Below are 17,488 nucleotides of genomic sequence, written 5' to 3'. Positions count from 1 at the left end.
GCTTATGCCGGAACCTTGTCCTTCGGGGCCGCTTTGGCGGCATTGAGTTCGCCCAGCGCACGTTTGTACTCGGTCGGGAAGACCTTGACGAACTTGCTGCGCGATGCCGCCCAGTTGTCCAGCAGGTAGCGCGCGCGCGTGCTGCCGGTGTACTTGAAGTGACGCTCGATCAAGCCACGCAATATCACTTCGTCGGTCTGGCCGTTGCCGCCGCGTTGCAGGCTGTGCCAGACGGCGCGATCGGTCGAGGCTTCCTGTTCGGTGTCGGACAGGACCTTGTCCAGCGCGACCATGGCCATGTTGCACTTGCCGGCGAAGTCGCCGGTTTCGTCGTAAACGTAAGCGATGCCGCCGGACATGCCCGCTGCAAAGTTACGGCCGGTGCCGCCCAGCACGACGACGGTGCCGCCGGTCATGTATTCGCAACCGTGGTCGCCGGTGCCTTCGACGACGGCAATCGCGCCGGAATTACGCACCGCGAAACGCTCGCCGACCACGCCGTTGATGAATGCCTCGCCGGTCGTCGCGCCGTACAGCACGGTGTTGCCGGAGATCATGTTGTCGACCGCACGGCCGCGGAACTCGGTGTTCGGACGCACGATGATGCGGCCGCCCGACAAGCCCTTGCCAACGTAGTCGTTGCCTTCGCCAACCAGATCCAGCGTCACGCCGTGCGCCAGGAACGCGCCTGCCGACTGGCCGGCGGTGCCTTGCAGCTGGATGTGGATGGTGTCGTCCGGCAGGCCTTCGTTGCCGTAACGCTTGGCCACTTCACCCGACAGCATGGCGCCGACGGTACGGTTCAGGTTGCGGATCGGCGAGATGAAGGAAACCTTCTCGCCCTTGTCCAGCGCGGTGCGCGCCTGTGCGATCAGCTTGTGATCCAGCGCCTTGTCCAGACCGTGGTCTTGATTCTCGGTATGGAAGTACGGCGTTGCGCTGACCGGTTGATAGAAGATCTTGCTGAAGTCCAGGCCTTGCGCCTTCCAATGCTGGATAGCCTTGGTGCGGTCCAGCAAATCGGAACGACCGATCAGTTCGTTGAACGTGCGGATGCCCAGTTGCGCCATGATCTGACGCGCTTCTTCGGCGATGAAGAAGAAGAAATTGACCACGTGCTCGGGCTTGCCGGAGAACTTGGCGCGCAGGACCGGATCCTGCGTCGCGACGCCGACCGGGCAAGTATTCAGATGGCACTTGCGCATCATGATGCAGCCTTCGACCACCAGCGGTGCGGTGGCGAAACCGAATTCATCGGCGCCCAGCAGCGCGCCGATGACGACGTCGCGGCCGGTCTTCATCTGACCGTCGGCCTGCACGCGGATGCGGTTGCGCAGACCGTTCAGCACCAGCGTCTGCTGGGTTTCGGCCAAACCGAGTTCCCATGGCGAACCGGCATGCTTGATCGAGGACAGCGGCGATGCACCGGTGCCGCCGTCATGGCCGGCGATCACGACGTGATCCGACTTGGCCTTGGCAACCCCCGCGGCAACCGTGCCGACGCCGACTTCCGACACCAGCTTGACCGAGATCGAGGCGCGCGGATTGACGTTCTTCAGATCGTGGATCAGCTGCGCCAGGTCTTCGATCGAATAGATGTCATGGTGCGGCGGCGGCGAAATCAGACCGACGCCCGGCACCGATACGCGCAAGGTTGCGATGTAGTCGGTGACCTTGTGGCCCGGCAGCTGGCCGCCTTCGCCCGGCTTCGCGCCCTGCGCCATCTTGATCTGGATCTGGTCGGCGGAGATCAGGTATTCCGCCGACACGCCGAAACGGCCAGACGCCACCTGCTTGATGCGCGAACGCAGCGAGTCGCCGGCTTGCAGCGGGATGTCGACTTCAATGACGTCCTTGCCGATTTCCGATGCCAGGGTTGCGCCCTGCTTGATCGGGATGCCTTTCAGTTCGTTGCGGTAACGATTGACGTCTTCACCGCCTTCACCAGTGTTGGACTTGCCGCCGATGCGGTTCATCGCAATCGCCAGCGTGGCGTGCGCTTCGGTCGAGATCGAACCGAGCGACATCGCGCCGGTGGCGAAACGCTTGACGATTTCCTTGGCCGGCTCGACTTCGTCGATCGAAATCGCCTTCGACGGATCGATCTTGAATTCGAACAGGCCGCGCAAGGTCATGTGACGCTTGGACTGGTCATTGATGATCTGCGCGTATTCCTTGTACGAATTGAAGTTGTTCGCACGGGTCGAGTGTTGCAGCTTGGCGATCGCATCCGGCGTCCACATGTGCTCTTCGCCGCGGATACGGAAGGCGTACTCGCCGCCGGCGTCCAGCGCATTGGCCAGCACCGGATCGCTGCTGAAGGCGGCACGGTGCAGTCGCAGCGCTTCTTCGGCGACTTCGAACACGCCGATGCCTTCGACGTTCGATGCGGTGCCCTTGAAGTACTTGTCGACCAGCGCCTTGTTCAGACCGATGGCTTCGAAAATCTGCGCGCCGCAGTAGGACATGTAGGTCGAAATGCCCATCTTCGACATGACCTTCAGCAAGCCCTTGCCGATCGCTTTCTGGAAATTGTAGATCGCCTTGTCGCCCGACAGATCGCCCGGCAAACCCTTGGCCATTTCGGTCAGGGTATCCATTGCCAGGTAGGGGTGGATCGCTTCGGCACCGTAGCCTGCCAGCAGTGCGAAGTGATGCGTTTCACGGGCGGAGCCGGTGTCGACCACCAGGCCGGTCGAGGTGCGCAAGCCCTTGCTCACCAGATGCAAGTGGATCGCGGAAGTCGCCAGCAGCGCAGGAATCGCGACCTGCTCGGAATCGACCTTGCGGTCCGAAATGATCAGGATGTTGTGGCCCGACTTGACCGCATCGACGGCCTTGGCGCACAGCGAGGCCAGACGCGCTTCGATGCCTTCCTTGCCCCAGGCGACCGGGTAGCAGATGTTCAGCTCGTGCGACTTGAACTTGCCGCCAGTGTGCGCGCTGATGTTGCGCAGCTTGGCGATGTCGGCGTAATCGAGGATCGGCTGCGACACTTCCAGGCGCATCGGCGGGTTGATGTTGTTGGTGTCGAGCAGGTTCGGACGCGGGCCGATGAAGGACACCAGCGACATGACCATCGCTTCGCGGATCGGGTCGATCGGCGGGTTGGTCACTTGCGCGAACAATTGCTTGAAGTAGTTGTAGAGCGTCTTGTTCTTGTTGGACATGACGGCCAGCGGCGAGTCGTTGCCCATCGAACCGATCGCTTCTTCGCCGCCCGAGGCCATCGGCGCCATCAGGAACTTGACGTCTTCCTGGGTGTAGCCGAACACTTGCTGGCGATCCAGCAGCGGAATGGTCGAACCGGATTCGAACGGCTCGGCCTTGAGTTCGTCGAGCTTGACGCGCACCGACGAAATCCATTGCTTGTATGGCTTGGCGTTGGCGTAGGTGTCCTTCAGTTCCTTGTCGTCGATGATGCGGCCGGCATCGAGGTCGATCAGGAACATCTTGCCCGGTTGCAGGCGCCATTTCTGGATGATCTTCGATTCAGGAATCGGCAGCACGCCGGATTCGGAAGCCATCACCACCAGATCGTCGTCGGTCACGATGTAACGCGCAGGGCGCAGGCCGTTGCGGTCCAGCGTGCCGCCGATGTGACGGCCGTCGGTGAAGGCCAGGGCGGCAGGGCCGTCCCATGGTTCCATCATCGCGGCGTGGTATTCGTAGAAGGCGCGACGGTTGTCGTCCATCAGGGTGTGGTTTTCCCAGGCTTCCGGCACCATCATCATCATGGCTTGCGCCAGCGGATAGCCGGCCATCAGCAACAGTTCGAGCGCGTTGTCGAAACAAGCGGTATCGGACTGCCCTTCATAGATCAGCGGAAACAGCTTCTTCAAGTCGTCGCCCAGCACGGCCGACTGCATCACGCCTTCGCGTGCGCGCATCCAGTTGAAGTTGCCCTTGACGGTGTTGATTTCGCCGTTGTGCGCGATCAGGCGGTAGGGGTGAGCCAGCGGCCATTCAGGGAAAGTATTGGTGGAGAAGCGTTGGTGCACCAGCGCCAGCGCGGAAACACAGCGCGGATCTTGCAGGTCTTTATAGTAGACGCCGACCTGGTCGGCCAGCAGCAGGCCCTTGTAGACCACGGTGCGCGCCGACATCGACGGCACGAAAAATTCCTTGCCGTGGATCAGGTTCAGCGCCTGGATGGCGTGGCCGGAGGATTTGCGGATGACGTACAGCTTGCGTTCCAGCGCGTCGGTGACCATGATGTCCGGGCCGCGGCCGATGAAGATCTGGCGGATGACCGGCTCTTTTTCACGCACGGTCGGCGACATCGGCATGTCCATGTCGACCGGCACGTCGCGCCAGCCCAACACGACCTGGCCTTCAGCCAGCACCGAACGCTCGATTTCCTGTTCACAGGCGATGCGCGAAGCATTTTCCTTCGGCAGGAAGATCATGCCGACGCCGTATTCGCCTGGCGGAGGCAGCTCGACGCCTTGCTTGGACATCTCTTCGCGGTAGTACTGATCCGGAATCTGAATCAGGATACCGGCGCCATCGCCCATGAGCGGATCGGCGCCGACAGCACCCCGGTGGTCGAGATTCTTCAGGATGAGCAAGCCTTGCTCAACGATAGAATGGTTTTTCTTGCCCTTGATATGGGCGATAAAACCGACACCACAGGCGTCGTGTTCATTAGCTGGGTCGTATAGGCCTTGCGCATGCATAACGGTGCTCCACCACTTTGAGAGTAAGGATTTAAGGATAGTGCACTGCACCCAATTCTTCAATAAGAACAAAAAGGGTCAGAGTCAAATTAAAAACCACTGAATTTCTATTATTTTTTAATTAGGGACAGAGTAAATGAGAAAATTCGGCAAGCCATTGTATTGAAAGACCTTTATGCGTCTTTTACTTCGTCGGGTTTTTCATTTTGCGTCGCTGCAACATCGACTTTCTTCACCGGACGACCACGCTTTGCAGGACTGACACGCCGGCTGACCTGCTTTTCCAGGCTCGATTTGAAGTCGTCGGTACCCAATGCCCAGCCTTTCAAGGTCGCTTGCGTGATCGCTTCGACTTCGCGACTGCCCAGCGATTGCTCCGCCAGCAGCTTGTAGGCGATCTCCCGGTCGAACGGCGTATTGCCCAAAGCCCAATACAGCCGGTGATCGGTGATTAGCGGATCCGACTTTGCGCCAATATGATGCATGTAACTCGACCACGGATAATCTGCAAGCCCGGCGACGAGACCGTTGCGGACCGGGTTCAGCTCGATATAGCGGCTGCACAGCAGCAGGTAGCGCTCGGCATCCAGCACCGTTGCTTTGTAGCGTCCCTGCCACAGCGTCCCGCCTCTTTCGTATTTCTGGTTGTAATAAGGAACGTAATACCGCCCAACCCATTGCATCATTCGTGCCAGCCCGTCGGTATCCATCGGCGTCGCCAGCACGTGGATGTGGTCCGGCATCAGCACGTAAGCATGGATGGCGACCTTGAAGCGCCTGGCGCCCTCCTTCAGCCAGTCGAGAAACGCCGCATGATCGGCGGAATCGCGGAATATTGATTGTTTGTCATGCCCGCGTTGAATGATGTGATGCGGCTGGTGCGGGACGACAAGACGAGGTAAGCGAGCCATAGACAGTGATTGAAACGAGAAAGGGCCGGAGGCGATTCACGATTGTAAATCAACTCCGACCCCACTTTTTCAACTTGCTGCCGACCTGAGCCATTGAGGACAGGCCGGCATGCGCTGCAACTTAAACCACCACCTTCTTGCGCGACAACACCAGACTGATCAGCACCGAGGCCAGCAGAATCAATCCGACAACCAGCAGCGAAATCATCACCGGGATGTGGAACCAGTACGCCAACAGCATCTTGCCGCCCACGAACACCAGCACCAAAGCCAGGCCGTATTTGAGGTAGTGGAAGCGGTCCGCCACGTCGGCCAGCAAGAAGTACAGCGCCCGCAAACCCATGATCGCAAACATGTTCGACGTGAACACGATGAACGGGTCCGTCGTGATCGCGAAGATCGCCGGGATGCTGTCGACCGCGAAGATCAGATCCGTCACTTCGATCAGGATCAGCACCAGCATCAGCGGCGTGAAATAGCGCACGCCGTTGCGCATGGTGAAGAACTTCTCGCCGTCGTACTCGTTGCTGATGCGCATGTGCTTGCGCAGGAATTTCAGCAGCGGGTTATCGTTGAGATCGCTCTCCTTGTCCGCAAAGATCAGCATTTTGATGCCGGTGACGATCAGGAAGGCGCCGAACAGATACATGATCCAGCTGAACTGCGCGATCAGCCAGGCGCCCAGCAAGATCATGACGGCACGCATGACGATCGCACCGACCACGCCGTACAACAGCACACGGCGCTGCATCTCGGCCGGTACCGCGAAGTAGCCGAAGATCACCAGGAAGACGAAGATGTTGTCCACCGACAGCGACTTCTCAATCAAATAACCGGAGAGAAATTCCAGGCTCTTCTGATTCGCGAATTCGCGCCCGATGCTGTGATCCAGATACCACCACAGCAAGCCGCTGAACAACAGCGCCAGCATCACCCAGGCAATCGACCAGCCCAATGCCTCCTTGACCGTCACCTTGTGCGAGTGACGTCCGCCGAGCACCAGCATGTCGAACGCCAACATGCCAAGCACAAACACGATAAACCCGCCCCACATCAGCGGACTTGCAAAACTTTCCACACCGTTCACGGCATTCCCCTTTGTTTATAGATCACGATCGACTGATCAGTCGAAATCGAAAAACTCGCCCAGAAAACCCTTCTTCTTGCGCGACTGATAATCCTTGTTGTAACGATGGCCATCGTCGTAGCCACGCTGCGGCGGTGCATATTGCGGCGCCGGCGCGCGATGTTGCATCGATGGCGGAACCGGCGCCGAAGCGGCTTGCGAGCGCTCGATCAGCTTGTCCAGCTCGCCGCGATCCAGCCAGACGCCGCGGCACTGCGGGCAATAGTCGATCTCGACGCCCTGACGATCGCTCATGTTCAGATTGACGGTGGTACAGACGGGACATTTCATGACGGCCTCCATGGCTTTGCAATAGACAAACCGTACTGTAGCGGGATCCGACCCTATTGAAAATTCGAATATACTTTCATTTATATTCGGAAAAACCGATGTATAGGACATGCCATGGCAGCGCTCAATTACAAACATCTGCACTACTTCTGGGTCGTCGCCAAAACCGGCGGCATTGCGCGCGCCGGCGAGCGCCTGCACCTGACGGCGCAGACCATCAGCGGGCAGATCACGCTCTTCGAAGACAGTCTGGGCTACAAGCTGTTCAATCGCGTCGGCCGCAAACTGGAATTGAACGACGCCGGTCGCACCGTGTTCGCCTATGCCGACCAGATCTTCACGCTCGGCGAGGAGTTGGAAGAAGTCATGCGCTTTCGCCCCGGCGGCAGCCCCCTGCAATTCAGGGTCGGCGTCGCCGACGCGGTCCCCAAGACGATTGCCTATCTGCTGCTGGAGACGGCGCTGAAACTCGACGACCCCGTGCGCATCGTCTGCCGCGAGGGCAAGCTGAACAACCTGCTCGGCGATCTCGCGATTCATCGCCTGGATATCGTCATCGCCGACAGTCCCATGCCCGCCAATATCGACGTGCGCGGCTACAGCCACTTATTGGGTGAGTGCAATACCAGTTTTTTCGCCACGCCCGCATTGGCAAAAACCTACAAGAAAAATTTCCCGCAGAGCCTGGATGACGCGCCGTTCCTGATGCCGGGCGAAGACGCGGCGGTCCGGCCAAAGTTGTTGCGCTGGTTTGAAAAGGAAAAGATACGCCCGCAGATCGCCGGCGAGTTCGACGACGGCGCGTTGCTCAATGCATTCGGCGAGGCCGGCACCGGCATCTTCGCCGCACCGTCCGCTGTCGCTGCACAATTGAAACAGCAACTCGGCGTCGTGCAGATCGGACAAACCGAACAGATCACCGAGCAGTTTTACGCCATCTCCGTCGAGCGTCGGCTGACGCATCCCGCCGTGCTGGCGATCCAATCGGCGGCGCGAGAAAGCCTGATCATTCCGAAAGGGAAGTAAACGGAAACAGAGATGCCGCGCATCGACAGGGCGTCATGGCAATGCGGCAACACTGAACAAAAGAAAAACACAAAGAAAAAACCCCACGCTCCTTGCGGACCGTGGGGTAAATCCCATTCTCGGGGGAGAGAATGGAGGGGGAAAACCAACTATAAGAAAAGCAGAGTAGCGTCGCAGTGTTTTTTACAAATTGTTACGCCACCACCGGCTCCACAACATATTCCGTCAGGAGCCAGTCAGCAAAAGGCTTCGCAGCGCATTGAAGAGCATGCTCTGTTGCTCGCGCCGACAAATCAGGGAGGTTGTAATCCGCCCTTCCTTACGTAAAGAATAGGCGGAAAAATTCTGTTGTCCATGCATATTTAATATCGAACGCGGAACAAAAGCGATGCCGATGCCGGCGGCAACGCAGGCGAGCATGGCGTGATACGAACCCAGTTCCAGGATCCGCAAGGGGCGGCGATCCTTGACGCTACCGGAGGCGAACCACTGTTCGGCAAGGCGCCGATACGTACAACCTTGTTCAAAGACAATCAATGTCTCCACTTTCACATCGTCCGGCGTCTTCACCCGCCCATGACCGCGCGGCACCGTGATCATCAGCTCTTCCGGATAGAGCGGTGTTGAGAAAAACACATCGTCGGTAATCGGCCCGGCCACCAGCGCCGCATCGAGCTTGAAACTGCGCACCTGATCGATCAGCGTCTGGGTGGCGCCGGTCGTCAATTCCAGCTGCACTTCCGGCCAGCGCTGGTGAAAAGCCGCCAGCGGCCCCGGCAAGCGACTCGCGGCGGTGCTTTCCATGGCTCCCACGCGCAACCTGCCGCGCGGCCCTTGCGGCAACATGGCATGCCGCGCCTCTTGCACCAGCCCGAGGATGCGTTCGGAATAATCCAGCAAGACTTCGCCGGCAGGCGTCAGCACCAGGCGCTTGCGATCGCGGATAAACAGCGCCACGCCCACCGACGCCTCCAACTGGCGCAGGCGCGTGGTTACATTCGACTGCACCCGGTGCAGGCGCTCGGCAGCGCGCGTCACGCCGCCTTCGGTCACCACCGCGCGAAAAATTTCAAGTTCGGCAAGTTCCATGCTGACTCCGTGAAAAAATCTTCCTCTGACATCTCATAAAAAGATGAATACATTCTAATTATTCATTTTTTAGAATGATAAAGACAAGCTAACATTACAACATCAGCGACATACACCAGAGTGCTCCGTCAAAACGGTAGCGCCACGATTGCACACAATTCAACAACAATGACGCCCGGCAATCGGCGCCCGAGAAGGCCTCAAGAACAGGAAACAATGACTACTCCGGACGCAAGCCACAATCGCAAAAGCGCCCTGCGCATCGCCTTCGCCGGCCTGATCGCGCTCTCCGTCGCCATGGGCATCGGTCGCTTTGCCTTCACTCCGTTGCTGCCGATGATGCTGCACGACCAGACCATCGACCTCAATAGCGGCGGCTGGCTGGCGACATCCAACTATCTGGGTTATTTCATCGGCGCCATGCTGTGCGCATTCTGGCGCGGCCTGCCGCCGACGCGCACGATACGCGCCGGACTGATCGCGACGGTGTTGCTGACGCTCGGCATGGGACTGCTGCATGTGCAAACGGTCTGGCTGCTATTGCGCTTGCTGTCGGGCATCGCCAGCGCGCTGGTATTCGTCTACAGCTCGGGATGGTGTCTGCAGCGCCTGGCGCAACTGCAATTGCCGGCACTGGGCGGCATCATCTATTGCGGTCCCGGCATCGGTATCATGCTGACCGGCTTGTCGAGCAGCGGCATGGTCGCCCATGGCTGGCACGCCGATACCGGCTGGGTCGCATTTGGCTTGCTGGCAGTCCTGTTGACGGCGGCGGTCTGGAGTACGTTTCGCGGCGATCTCGACTTGCGCGCCGGCAACGCCGCACAGACAGACGCCGACCATGTCGAACCGGCATCGATCCGGCAAGAGGTGCGCTGGCAAGTGCTGGCCTACGGCATGGCGGGATTCGGCTACATCATCACCGCCACCTTCCTGCCGGTCATCGCGCGCCAGGCATTGCCGCCCGGTTCCGCCTGGCCGGATTTTTTCTGGCCGCTGTTCGGTTTGTGCGTGGCGCTCGGCGCACTTGGCGCGACACGGATTCCGGTGCACTTCGACCAGCGCTTGCTGCTGGCGATCAGCTACGTCATGCAGGCAATCGGCGTGGTCAGCAGCGCGATTTTCCCCAACGAAGTCGGATTCGCAATCGGCAGCATCTTGCTTGGTCTGCCTTTCACGGCCATCACGCTGTTCGCCATGCGCGAAGCGCGCCGCCTGCGCAGCCATCACGCCGCAGGGCTGATGGGATTGCTGACGGCGTCCTACGGCATCGGCCAGATCGCCGGCCCGCCGCTGGCGACACGACTGGTGCATGCGACCGGATCGTTTACGCCTTCGCTCAGCATCGCCGCACTTGCCTTGCTGGCCGGTGCAGCCTTGTATGTATGGCTAAGCCTGCGCTCGCGCGCCGATCGGGTTGCGACCACGGCACAGGGCTGAATACGGTCTTGAAATGCAAGGAGCCGATGCCGGAACGCCGGCATCGGCTCCTTGCGACAGATAAATCCCCGACTTAACGGAAGGCCGGTTCGCCAAAACTGCGCAGCTTGCGGCTGTGCAATTGCTCGATGCCGTGATTGCGCAACAATTCCAGCGCGCGGATGCCGATCTTCAGATGCTGGGCAACGCGTTGTTCGTAAAAACGATTCGCCATGCCCGGCAGCTTGATCTCGCCGTGCAGCGGCTTGTCGGACACGCACAGCAAGGTGCCGTACGGGACGCGGAAGCGGAAACCGTTGGCCGCCACCGTCGCGCTTTCCATATCCAGCGCAATCGCCCGGCTCTGGCTGAAACGCAGCAAGGGCGTGCGATGGTCGCGCAACTCCCAGTTGCGGTCATCGACCGAGGCCACGGTGCCGGTGCGCATGATGCGCTTCAACTCATACCCTTCCAGCTGCGTGATGCCGGCGACCGCGTCTTGCAAGGCCAGTTGCACTTCCGCCAGCGCCGGGATCGGCACCCACAGCGGCAAGTCGTCATCCAGCACATGATCGTCGCGTACGTAAGCGTGCGCCAAGACGTAATCGCCCATGCGTTGCGACGACGACAACCCCGCGCAGTGACCCAGCATGATCCAGCCGTGCGGACGCAATACGGCAATGTGATCCGTGATGGTCTTGGCGTTGGACGGACCGACGCCGATATTGACCAGCGTGATGCCGGTGCCGTCCGCGCGCTGCAAGTGATAAGCCGGCATCTGCGGCTGGCGCACCGGCGGCGTGCCGGTGCTCGGCATGCCCTTCATCCCTTCGACGTTGGCGTTCGGCGTGGTCACGTTGCCCGGTTCGACGAAGGCGGTATATTGCTGGCGATAAGTGCGCAGCTCGGGATCGTCGGTCGCCTGCATCAGCTCGCGCCCCATGCGCACGAACTCGTCGACGTAGAACGCGTAGTTGGTGAACAGCACATAACGCTGGAACTGCTGCGGCGCCGTCGCGGTGTAATGACGCAGGCGATGCAGCGAGTAATCGATACGCGGTCCGGTGAACAAGGCCAGCGGATGAATGCCGTCGCGCCAGCCGCCATTGTCGACTTCATAGGTGCCGTTGACGATGCGGTCATCCATCTCGGCCAGATCGGGCAAATCGAACACGTCCGGCAAGAGACGCAAATGGTCGGGATCGAGATCGCCCTCGACGTGAATGCCTTCGGCAAACGCAAAATGAACCGGTATCGGCAGATCGCTGACGCCCACTTCCAGCGGTTCCTGGTGATTCGCCAGCAGCAGCTTGAACTGGCTCAGCAAATAATTCTTGAACAGCGTCGGCCGCGTCAGCGTGGTCTGGTAAGTGCCGGGACCGGCGACAAAACCGAAGGACTGGCGCGTGTCGGTGTGCGTGACTTTTTCAGTCGTGATGCGCACGAAGGGGTAGCACGCTCGCACGCGCTCCTGCAGCACCTCGCCTTTGGCAAAGCGCTTGAAGGCATCACGGAGGATGGCGGTGTTGTGTTCATAGATTTCGATCACGCGATCGACCGCCTCTTGCGGATCGGTAAATTTTTCGGTCAACAACTTTTCTCCAATCAATTCCGGTTCTCGACACACTGCCTGACTTCACGAACTTCATAGAGCGGCAACGTCCGATTTCATTGTACCTATATAAACAAAAAGGCCAATCCAATTCCGAAAACTGACTGGGAACTGACTGCGGGCAACAACGCTATTTCATGCAACTTCCCGGGCCGGCTGATTCTTGAATAGAATCAAGAATTCGATATTGATTTTTTGGATTTAACAAAAATAAAGAAACGCAACAATTGAAAATGCGCGCAAATCCAAAGCACCCCTATTCGTCATTCTTTTGAGTATGCAATCCGCTCCGGGCGGAAACCCTTTCGCACAGCACTATACGGGCAATTTAAGTGCAAAACCGCCTCCGCCATGCCCTCAAAAAGCGCCCCCCATGCACTTCTTGCGAGCAAAAAATCCGGGCAATTATTCGCCTCTAAAAATAGTTGTCGATTTTATTCAAGACATCTTCTAAGAAGCCGCAATGAGTGCTATCGTGGCTGCTCTCCGCGCCTCACGAGGGTTGCTTCCGACGAGTTCTGCTCGCGTTGGGACAAACGGAGAAGAGACTAAAAAACATACTTTCACCAAGAGGAACGACATGTATTCTAAAAAGATCTTCGGCCAGTTTCTGATCCTGGCCTGCGCAGCTCTGGTATCCGTCGCGCACGCGCAAAAACTTCCTAACGTCATGATCCTGGCAACCGGCGGCACCATCGCCGGCACTGGCGCCACCAGCACGACAACCGTCGGTTACACCGCGGCAAAAATCGGTGTCGACGCGCTGATCGATGCGGTGCCGGAACTGAAGAAAGTCGCCAACGTCAAGGGCGAACAAGTGTTCCAGATCGCCAGCGAAAACATGAACAACGACTACTGGCTGAAGCTGTCCAAGCGCGTCAACACGCTGCTGGCGCAAAGCGACGTTGACGGCATCGTGATCACGCACGGCACCGACACCATCGAAGAAACAGCCTACTTCCTCGACCTGACCGTACACAGCAAGAAACCGGTCGTGATCGTCGGCGCAATGCGTCCATCGACAGCGATCAGCGCCGACGGCCCGATCAACCTGTACAACGCCGTGTTGCTGGCAGGCAGCCAGGAAGCCATCGGCAAGGGCGTACTGGTGACACTGAACGACCAGATCAATGCCGGCCGCGAAGTGACCAAGACCAACACGTCCACACTGGATACCTTCAAGACGCCTGAACTTGGCTTCCTGGGTTACATCCAGGGCAGCAAGCCGTTCTTCTATCGTCAATCGACCCGCAAGCACACTGCTGATTCGGAATTCGACATCTCGAAACTGGACGTCCTGCCGCAAGTCGACATCGTCTACGGCTACGCCAACATGAACCCGATCGCGCTGAACGCCTTCGTCGCCGCCGGCGCCAAGGGCATCATCCACGCCGGCGTAGGTGACGGCAGCCTGAACAACACCGTTGTTCCATCGCTGACTGAAGCACGCAAGAAAGGCGTTGTGATCGTTCGCGCCAGCCGCGTCGGCCAAGGCATCGTGGCACGCAACGGCGAAGCTGACGACGACAAGCTGGACTTCGTCGTGTCCGATACGCTGAACGCGCAAAAAGCACGCATCCTGCTGATGCTGGCGCTGACCAAGACATCCGATACCAAAGAAATCCAAAAGATCTTCTATTCGTATTGATCACTGGTTTTAGCTGGCTTGCGCCGTATCTGAGCAAGCTGTAAAACGGCAAGAAAAGCAGCAAGAAAAACGGCCCGCATTGCGGGCCGTTTTTTATTGCGAAGCGATAAGCAAATTCAAGGCTCCCGGTGCCTTGAAGCGCTACCGCCAAACTCAGACGCCGAGCGATTTTCCCGCGCCGAGCAAGGTCGCCACACCGATGATCGCGAAGATCAATGCCGCGATGGCATGCACGATGCGCACCGGGATCTTGCCGGCGATACGGTCTCCCAGCAACACCGCCGGCACGTTGGCGATCATCATGCCCAGCGTCGTCCCCGCAACCACCGGCACGAAAGCGTGGTACTGCGCCGCCAGCGCCACGGTCGCCACCTGCGTCTTGTCGCCCATCTCCGCGAGGAAGAAAGCAATCACGGTGGTGCCGAATACGCCGAAACGCGCGAACTTGGCTTCGCTCTCGTCGAACTTGTCGGGAATCAACGTCCAGATCGCCATGCCGATGAAGGACACGCCGAGAATCCAGCGCATGGTTTCGGGCGATGCGAGCGAAGTAATCCACGCCCCCAGCGCACCGGCAAAGGCGTGGTTGGCAATGGTCGACACCAGAACTCCCAGGATGATGGGAATCGGCTTACGGAATTTTGCAGCGAGGATAAAGGCCAGCAGTTGCGTCTTGTCGCCGATTTCAGCTAAGGCGACTACGCCGGTGGAAATGAGAAATGCATCCAATTGGGGTCTCCATGGCCGGACAGAAAACAATGACCACGCCTCTCCCCGGCCATTCCGGAGGCAACGTGGTCAAAGGTCTTGTCAAGCGCTTAGGACCGCTTATGCCATGGTCTGTTGACCAAGTATGTTGACATAAGCCCCTCCTCAGGGTGGAAGGCGACTACTCCCCAATGACCCGCGCATTTTACTCAATTAGTTTTTATGCGTCCATAGAAAATCCACAAAGAAGCCGGAACCAAGCGCGGTAACGAGACTCTTTATTAAGTAGCTGGTGGACGCAGGGCAAGCTTTGCGCCCCCGGCGCCCCAAGTACCTGCGCCGGCAAGCCTCCGTCATGCTAGGATTTCCGCCTTTGCAGCCGCACCTTCATTCAACGATAAAACGAATGAAGCAATGATGCAGGTGATGCCGATCTCCACCTGCATCAGGCCGCACTCCCGACCAACCATTGTCGTCTTTGCACGGCATTCATCATTCGACATCCATTGCCTATGATCAATCGACGCACCTTCCTGAGTTCCGCCACTGCGACTGCCGCCCTCGCCGCTCTCGGCATTCCTCCCGAAGCGCTCGCCGCTAATCGCATCAAACTTGGCAATCCCGCGCCGTTCTCATTCGACGCCCTGATTGCACAGGCGCGCACCACCGCGCAATCGCCCTACAAGGCACAGAACAAACCACCCGCCGACATCCTCGACAAGATCGACTACGAGGCGCACGGCAAGATCAGATTCAATACCGACTCGTCCCTGTTTGCCGATGGACCCGGACAGTTCCCGGTGACCTTCTTCCACCTCGGCCGTTTCTTCCAGGCGCCGGTGCACATGTACGCGCTGGAAGGTACGAGCAGCGCCGGCAACAACGCCAAGGCGCGCGAGATCCTGTACGACGAAAGCTACTTCGACATGCCGGCCGACAGCCCGGCGCGCAAGCTGCCGCGCGGCAGCGGCTTTGCCGGTTTCCGCTTCCAGGAAAGCCGCAGCGGCGACCAGGCCAAACTCGACTGGCGCAAGAACGACTGGGTCGCTTTCCTCGGGGCGTCCTACTTCCGCGCCATCGGCGACTTGTACCAGTACGGCCTGTCGGCGCGCGGCATCGCCATCGATGTCGCCCAGGCCGGCAAGCCGGAAGAGTTTCCCAATTTCACGCATTTCTATTTCGAGGCGCCGGCCGACAAGAGCGATACCGTCGTGGTGTATGCCGTACTGGACGGCCCCAGCATCGTCGGCGCCTACAAGTTCATCATGCGCCGCGACGCCGGCGGCGTGCCCGGCGTGATCATGGACGTCGACTGCGCGCTGTTCCTGCGCCAGGACATCGGCCGTCTCGGCATTGCGCCGGCGACGTCGATGCTGTGGTTTTCCGAAGCAGTGAAAGGCACCGGCGCCGACTGGCGTCCGGAAGTCCATGACTCCGACGGACTGGCGATCTGGAACGGCAACGGCGAACACATCTGGCGTCCGCTCAACAACCCGGCGCGCATCACCGCGTCCGCTTTCGGCGACAACAATCCGCGCGGCTTCGGCCTGCTGCAGCGCGACCGCAACTTCGATCATTACCAGGACGGCGTGCATTACGAGCGTCGCCCAAGCCTGTGGGTCGAACCGCTGGAAGGTTGGGGCGAAGGTTCGGTGCAACTGATCGAAATCCCGACCGACGACGAGATCCACGACAACATCGTCGCCATGTGGGTGCCCAAAGCCAAGGCCGCCGCAGGCAGCAGCTATCGCCTGCGTTACCGCCTGCACTGGCTCAAGGATGAACCCTATCCGTCGCCGCTGGCGCGCTGCGTCGCCACGCGCCTTGGCAACGGCGGTCAGCCGGGCCAGCCGCGTCCGCCCAACGTGCGCAAGTTCATGGTCGAGTTCAAGGGCACGCCGCTGGAAAAACTGGCCTTCGGCGAATTGCCGGAAGCGGTATTATCGAGCTCGCGCGGCACCTTCTCCTATGTGTTCACCGAAGCGGTTCCCAACGGCGTCGCCGGCCATTGGCGCGCCCAGTTCGACCTGACCGTGGACGGCGACGATCCGGTCGACCTGCGCCTGTATCTGCGGTACAAAAAACAGACGCTGTCGGAAACCTGGCTGTATCAATACCAGCCGTTCAAGACGCGCGGCGTCTACGGCTAAGCATCTTCAGCTAAGCCAGGTTCCCATCCCGCTGCGCCGGCCATCGTTCCGGCGCAGCCTCCCTCTTTCCTTTTCTGCAATACAACACTGTCCGCCATAAATGCGCGGCCTTGTCATCAATTCGACACATTTAGCACTTACTCTTTCGGCAAACAGTTTGCGAACAGCGCAAAGCCATCCCGAATTGAGGCAAAAAGTTGCGGTTACGATTATCGATGCAGCCAACCTGGCTGAATACGGCATTTCAAGATGGCCGGGGCCTGTCGCTGGCCTACGTGCTGCTGTCCTGCTTTCTGCTGATCGTGATCTGGAGCATCACCTTTACGCGCATCCACAATGAAAAAGCGCTGGCGATAGAAAGCTCGGTTTCCGACAGCAAGAACGTTTCGGCCATCATCTCCTCCAATCTGGAAGAAGTCCTCAGCAAGGCATTGCTCTATTCGCGCATCGGCCAATCGGTGCTCGACGGCGACGCACACGCCTCGAGCTATCTGTCTCCACTGTTTCTGGGCGACTCGGCTTATCTGCGCGTGGCCATCTTCGACGCCAACGCCAAATTGGTGTACTCCTCCGCACGCCAGAAAGACGAGCCGGAATTCGCCCAGCTGATCAACGCCGCCTATGTGTCGTCGATGATGTATTCGCAACGCCAGAACGGCATGATCATCAGCCCTCCGCTCAAGAAAGATGGCTATACCTGGCGCGTCCCGCTACTGATTCCGCTCAAAAACAAGAAGGATGAATTGCAGGGTTTCTTCACTGCCATCCTCGATCTCGGCTATTTCTTGCGGACCTATAAAGATGTCAGCATCGGCAGCGGCAGCCGCAT

Annotated in this window: 11 protein-coding genes, 1 pseudogene and 1 riboswitch; of the genes and pseudogenes, 5 read left to right on the top strand and 7 right to left on the bottom strand. The window is 59.1% G+C overall.

Translation table 11 applies throughout. The features are described from left to right. Window positions 1–2 precede the first annotated feature (2 nt). From PMI16_RS14445 to PMI16_RS14430, 4 genes are all read right to left on the bottom strand, one after another. On the bottom strand, window positions 3–4,679 hold the full coding sequence (locus PMI16_RS14445) for a glutamate synthase-related protein (protein ID WP_007880726.1): 4,677 nt from the start codon (window positions 4,677–4,679) through the stop codon (window positions 3–5). Between the two features lie 173 nt (window positions 4,680–4,852). Beyond that, window positions 4,853–5,590: a transposase gene (locus PMI16_RS14440; RefSeq protein WP_007880724.1), complete on the bottom strand. Its 738-nt coding sequence runs from the start codon at window positions 5,588–5,590 to the stop codon at window positions 4,853–4,855. Between the two features lie 121 nt (window positions 5,591–5,711). Beyond that, entirely contained in the window at window positions 5,712–6,677 is a 966-nt protein-coding gene (locus PMI16_RS14435) for a TerC family protein (RefSeq protein WP_007880718.1), read from the bottom strand. Between the two features lie 36 nt (window positions 6,678–6,713). Further along, window positions 6,714–7,007, bottom strand: a complete 294-nt coding sequence (locus tag PMI16_RS14430) for a TFIIB-type zinc ribbon-containing protein (RefSeq protein WP_007880714.1) — start codon at window positions 7,005–7,007, stop codon at window positions 6,714–6,716. Window positions 7,008–7,121: 114 nt separating this feature from the next. Here PMI16_RS14430 and nhaR point away from each other — a divergent pair, with 114 nt between their 5' ends. Further along, on the top strand, window positions 7,122–8,033 hold the full coding sequence (gene nhaR, locus PMI16_RS14425) for a transcriptional activator NhaR (RefSeq protein WP_007880711.1): 912 nt from the start codon (window positions 7,122–7,124) through the stop codon (window positions 8,031–8,033). 225 nt (window positions 8,034–8,258) lie between these two features. Here the strand turns inward: nhaR and PMI16_RS14420 are convergent, their stop codons facing one another. Further along, window positions 8,259–9,122, bottom strand: coding sequence for a LysR family transcriptional regulator (locus PMI16_RS14420; protein WP_007880709.1), 864 nt, complete (start codon window positions 9,120–9,122; stop codon window positions 8,259–8,261). Window positions 9,123–9,338: 216 nt separating this feature from the next. Here PMI16_RS14420 and PMI16_RS14415 point away from each other — a divergent pair, with 216 nt between their 5' ends. Further along, entirely contained in the window at window positions 9,339–10,562 is a 1,224-nt protein-coding gene (locus tag PMI16_RS14415) for a YbfB/YjiJ family MFS transporter (protein ID WP_007880706.1), read from the top strand. A gap of 73 nt (window positions 10,563–10,635) precedes the next feature. Here the strand turns inward: PMI16_RS14415 and PMI16_RS14410 are convergent, their stop codons facing one another. Further along, on the bottom strand, window positions 10,636–12,135 hold the full coding sequence (locus PMI16_RS14410) for an AMP nucleosidase (protein WP_007880704.1): 1,500 nt from the start codon (window positions 12,133–12,135) through the stop codon (window positions 10,636–10,638). Between the two features lie 598 nt (window positions 12,136–12,733). On the opposite strand from PMI16_RS14410, the gene PMI16_RS14405 reads away from it, so the two are divergent. Continuing rightward, window positions 12,734–13,801 (top strand): type II asparaginase, encoded by a 1,068-nt coding sequence (locus PMI16_RS14405; protein ID WP_007880703.1) that lies wholly within the window; start codon window positions 12,734–12,736, stop codon window positions 13,799–13,801. 153 nt (window positions 13,802–13,954) lie between these two features. Here the strand turns inward: PMI16_RS14405 and PMI16_RS14400 are convergent, their stop codons facing one another. Continuing rightward, a complete protein-coding gene (locus tag PMI16_RS14400; protein WP_007880702.1) occupies window positions 13,955–14,530 on the bottom strand; it encodes a TMEM165/GDT1 family protein in 576 nt (191 codons plus the stop codon). Window positions 14,531–14,533: 3 nt separating this feature from the next. Then, window positions 14,534–14,711, bottom strand: a riboswitch (yybP-ykoY riboswitch). A gap of 310 nt (window positions 14,712–15,021) precedes the next feature. Between PMI16_RS14400 and PMI16_RS14395 the strand changes: the two genes are divergently transcribed. After that, window positions 15,022–16,659, top strand: coding sequence for a glucan biosynthesis protein (locus PMI16_RS14395; protein ID WP_007880700.1), 1,638 nt, complete (start codon window positions 15,022–15,024; stop codon window positions 16,657–16,659). Between the two features lie 215 nt (window positions 16,660–16,874). Then, a pseudogene (locus tag PMI16_RS14390) lies at window positions 16,875–17,488 on the top strand (cache domain-containing protein); the annotation flags it as partial.

It is taken from the genome of Herbaspirillum sp. CF444 (genome assembly GCF_000282135.1).
Classification (GTDB): Bacteria; Pseudomonadota; Gammaproteobacteria; order Burkholderiales; family Burkholderiaceae_D; genus Herbaspirillum.
This window is presented reverse-complemented; position numbering and strand designations above follow the sequence as displayed.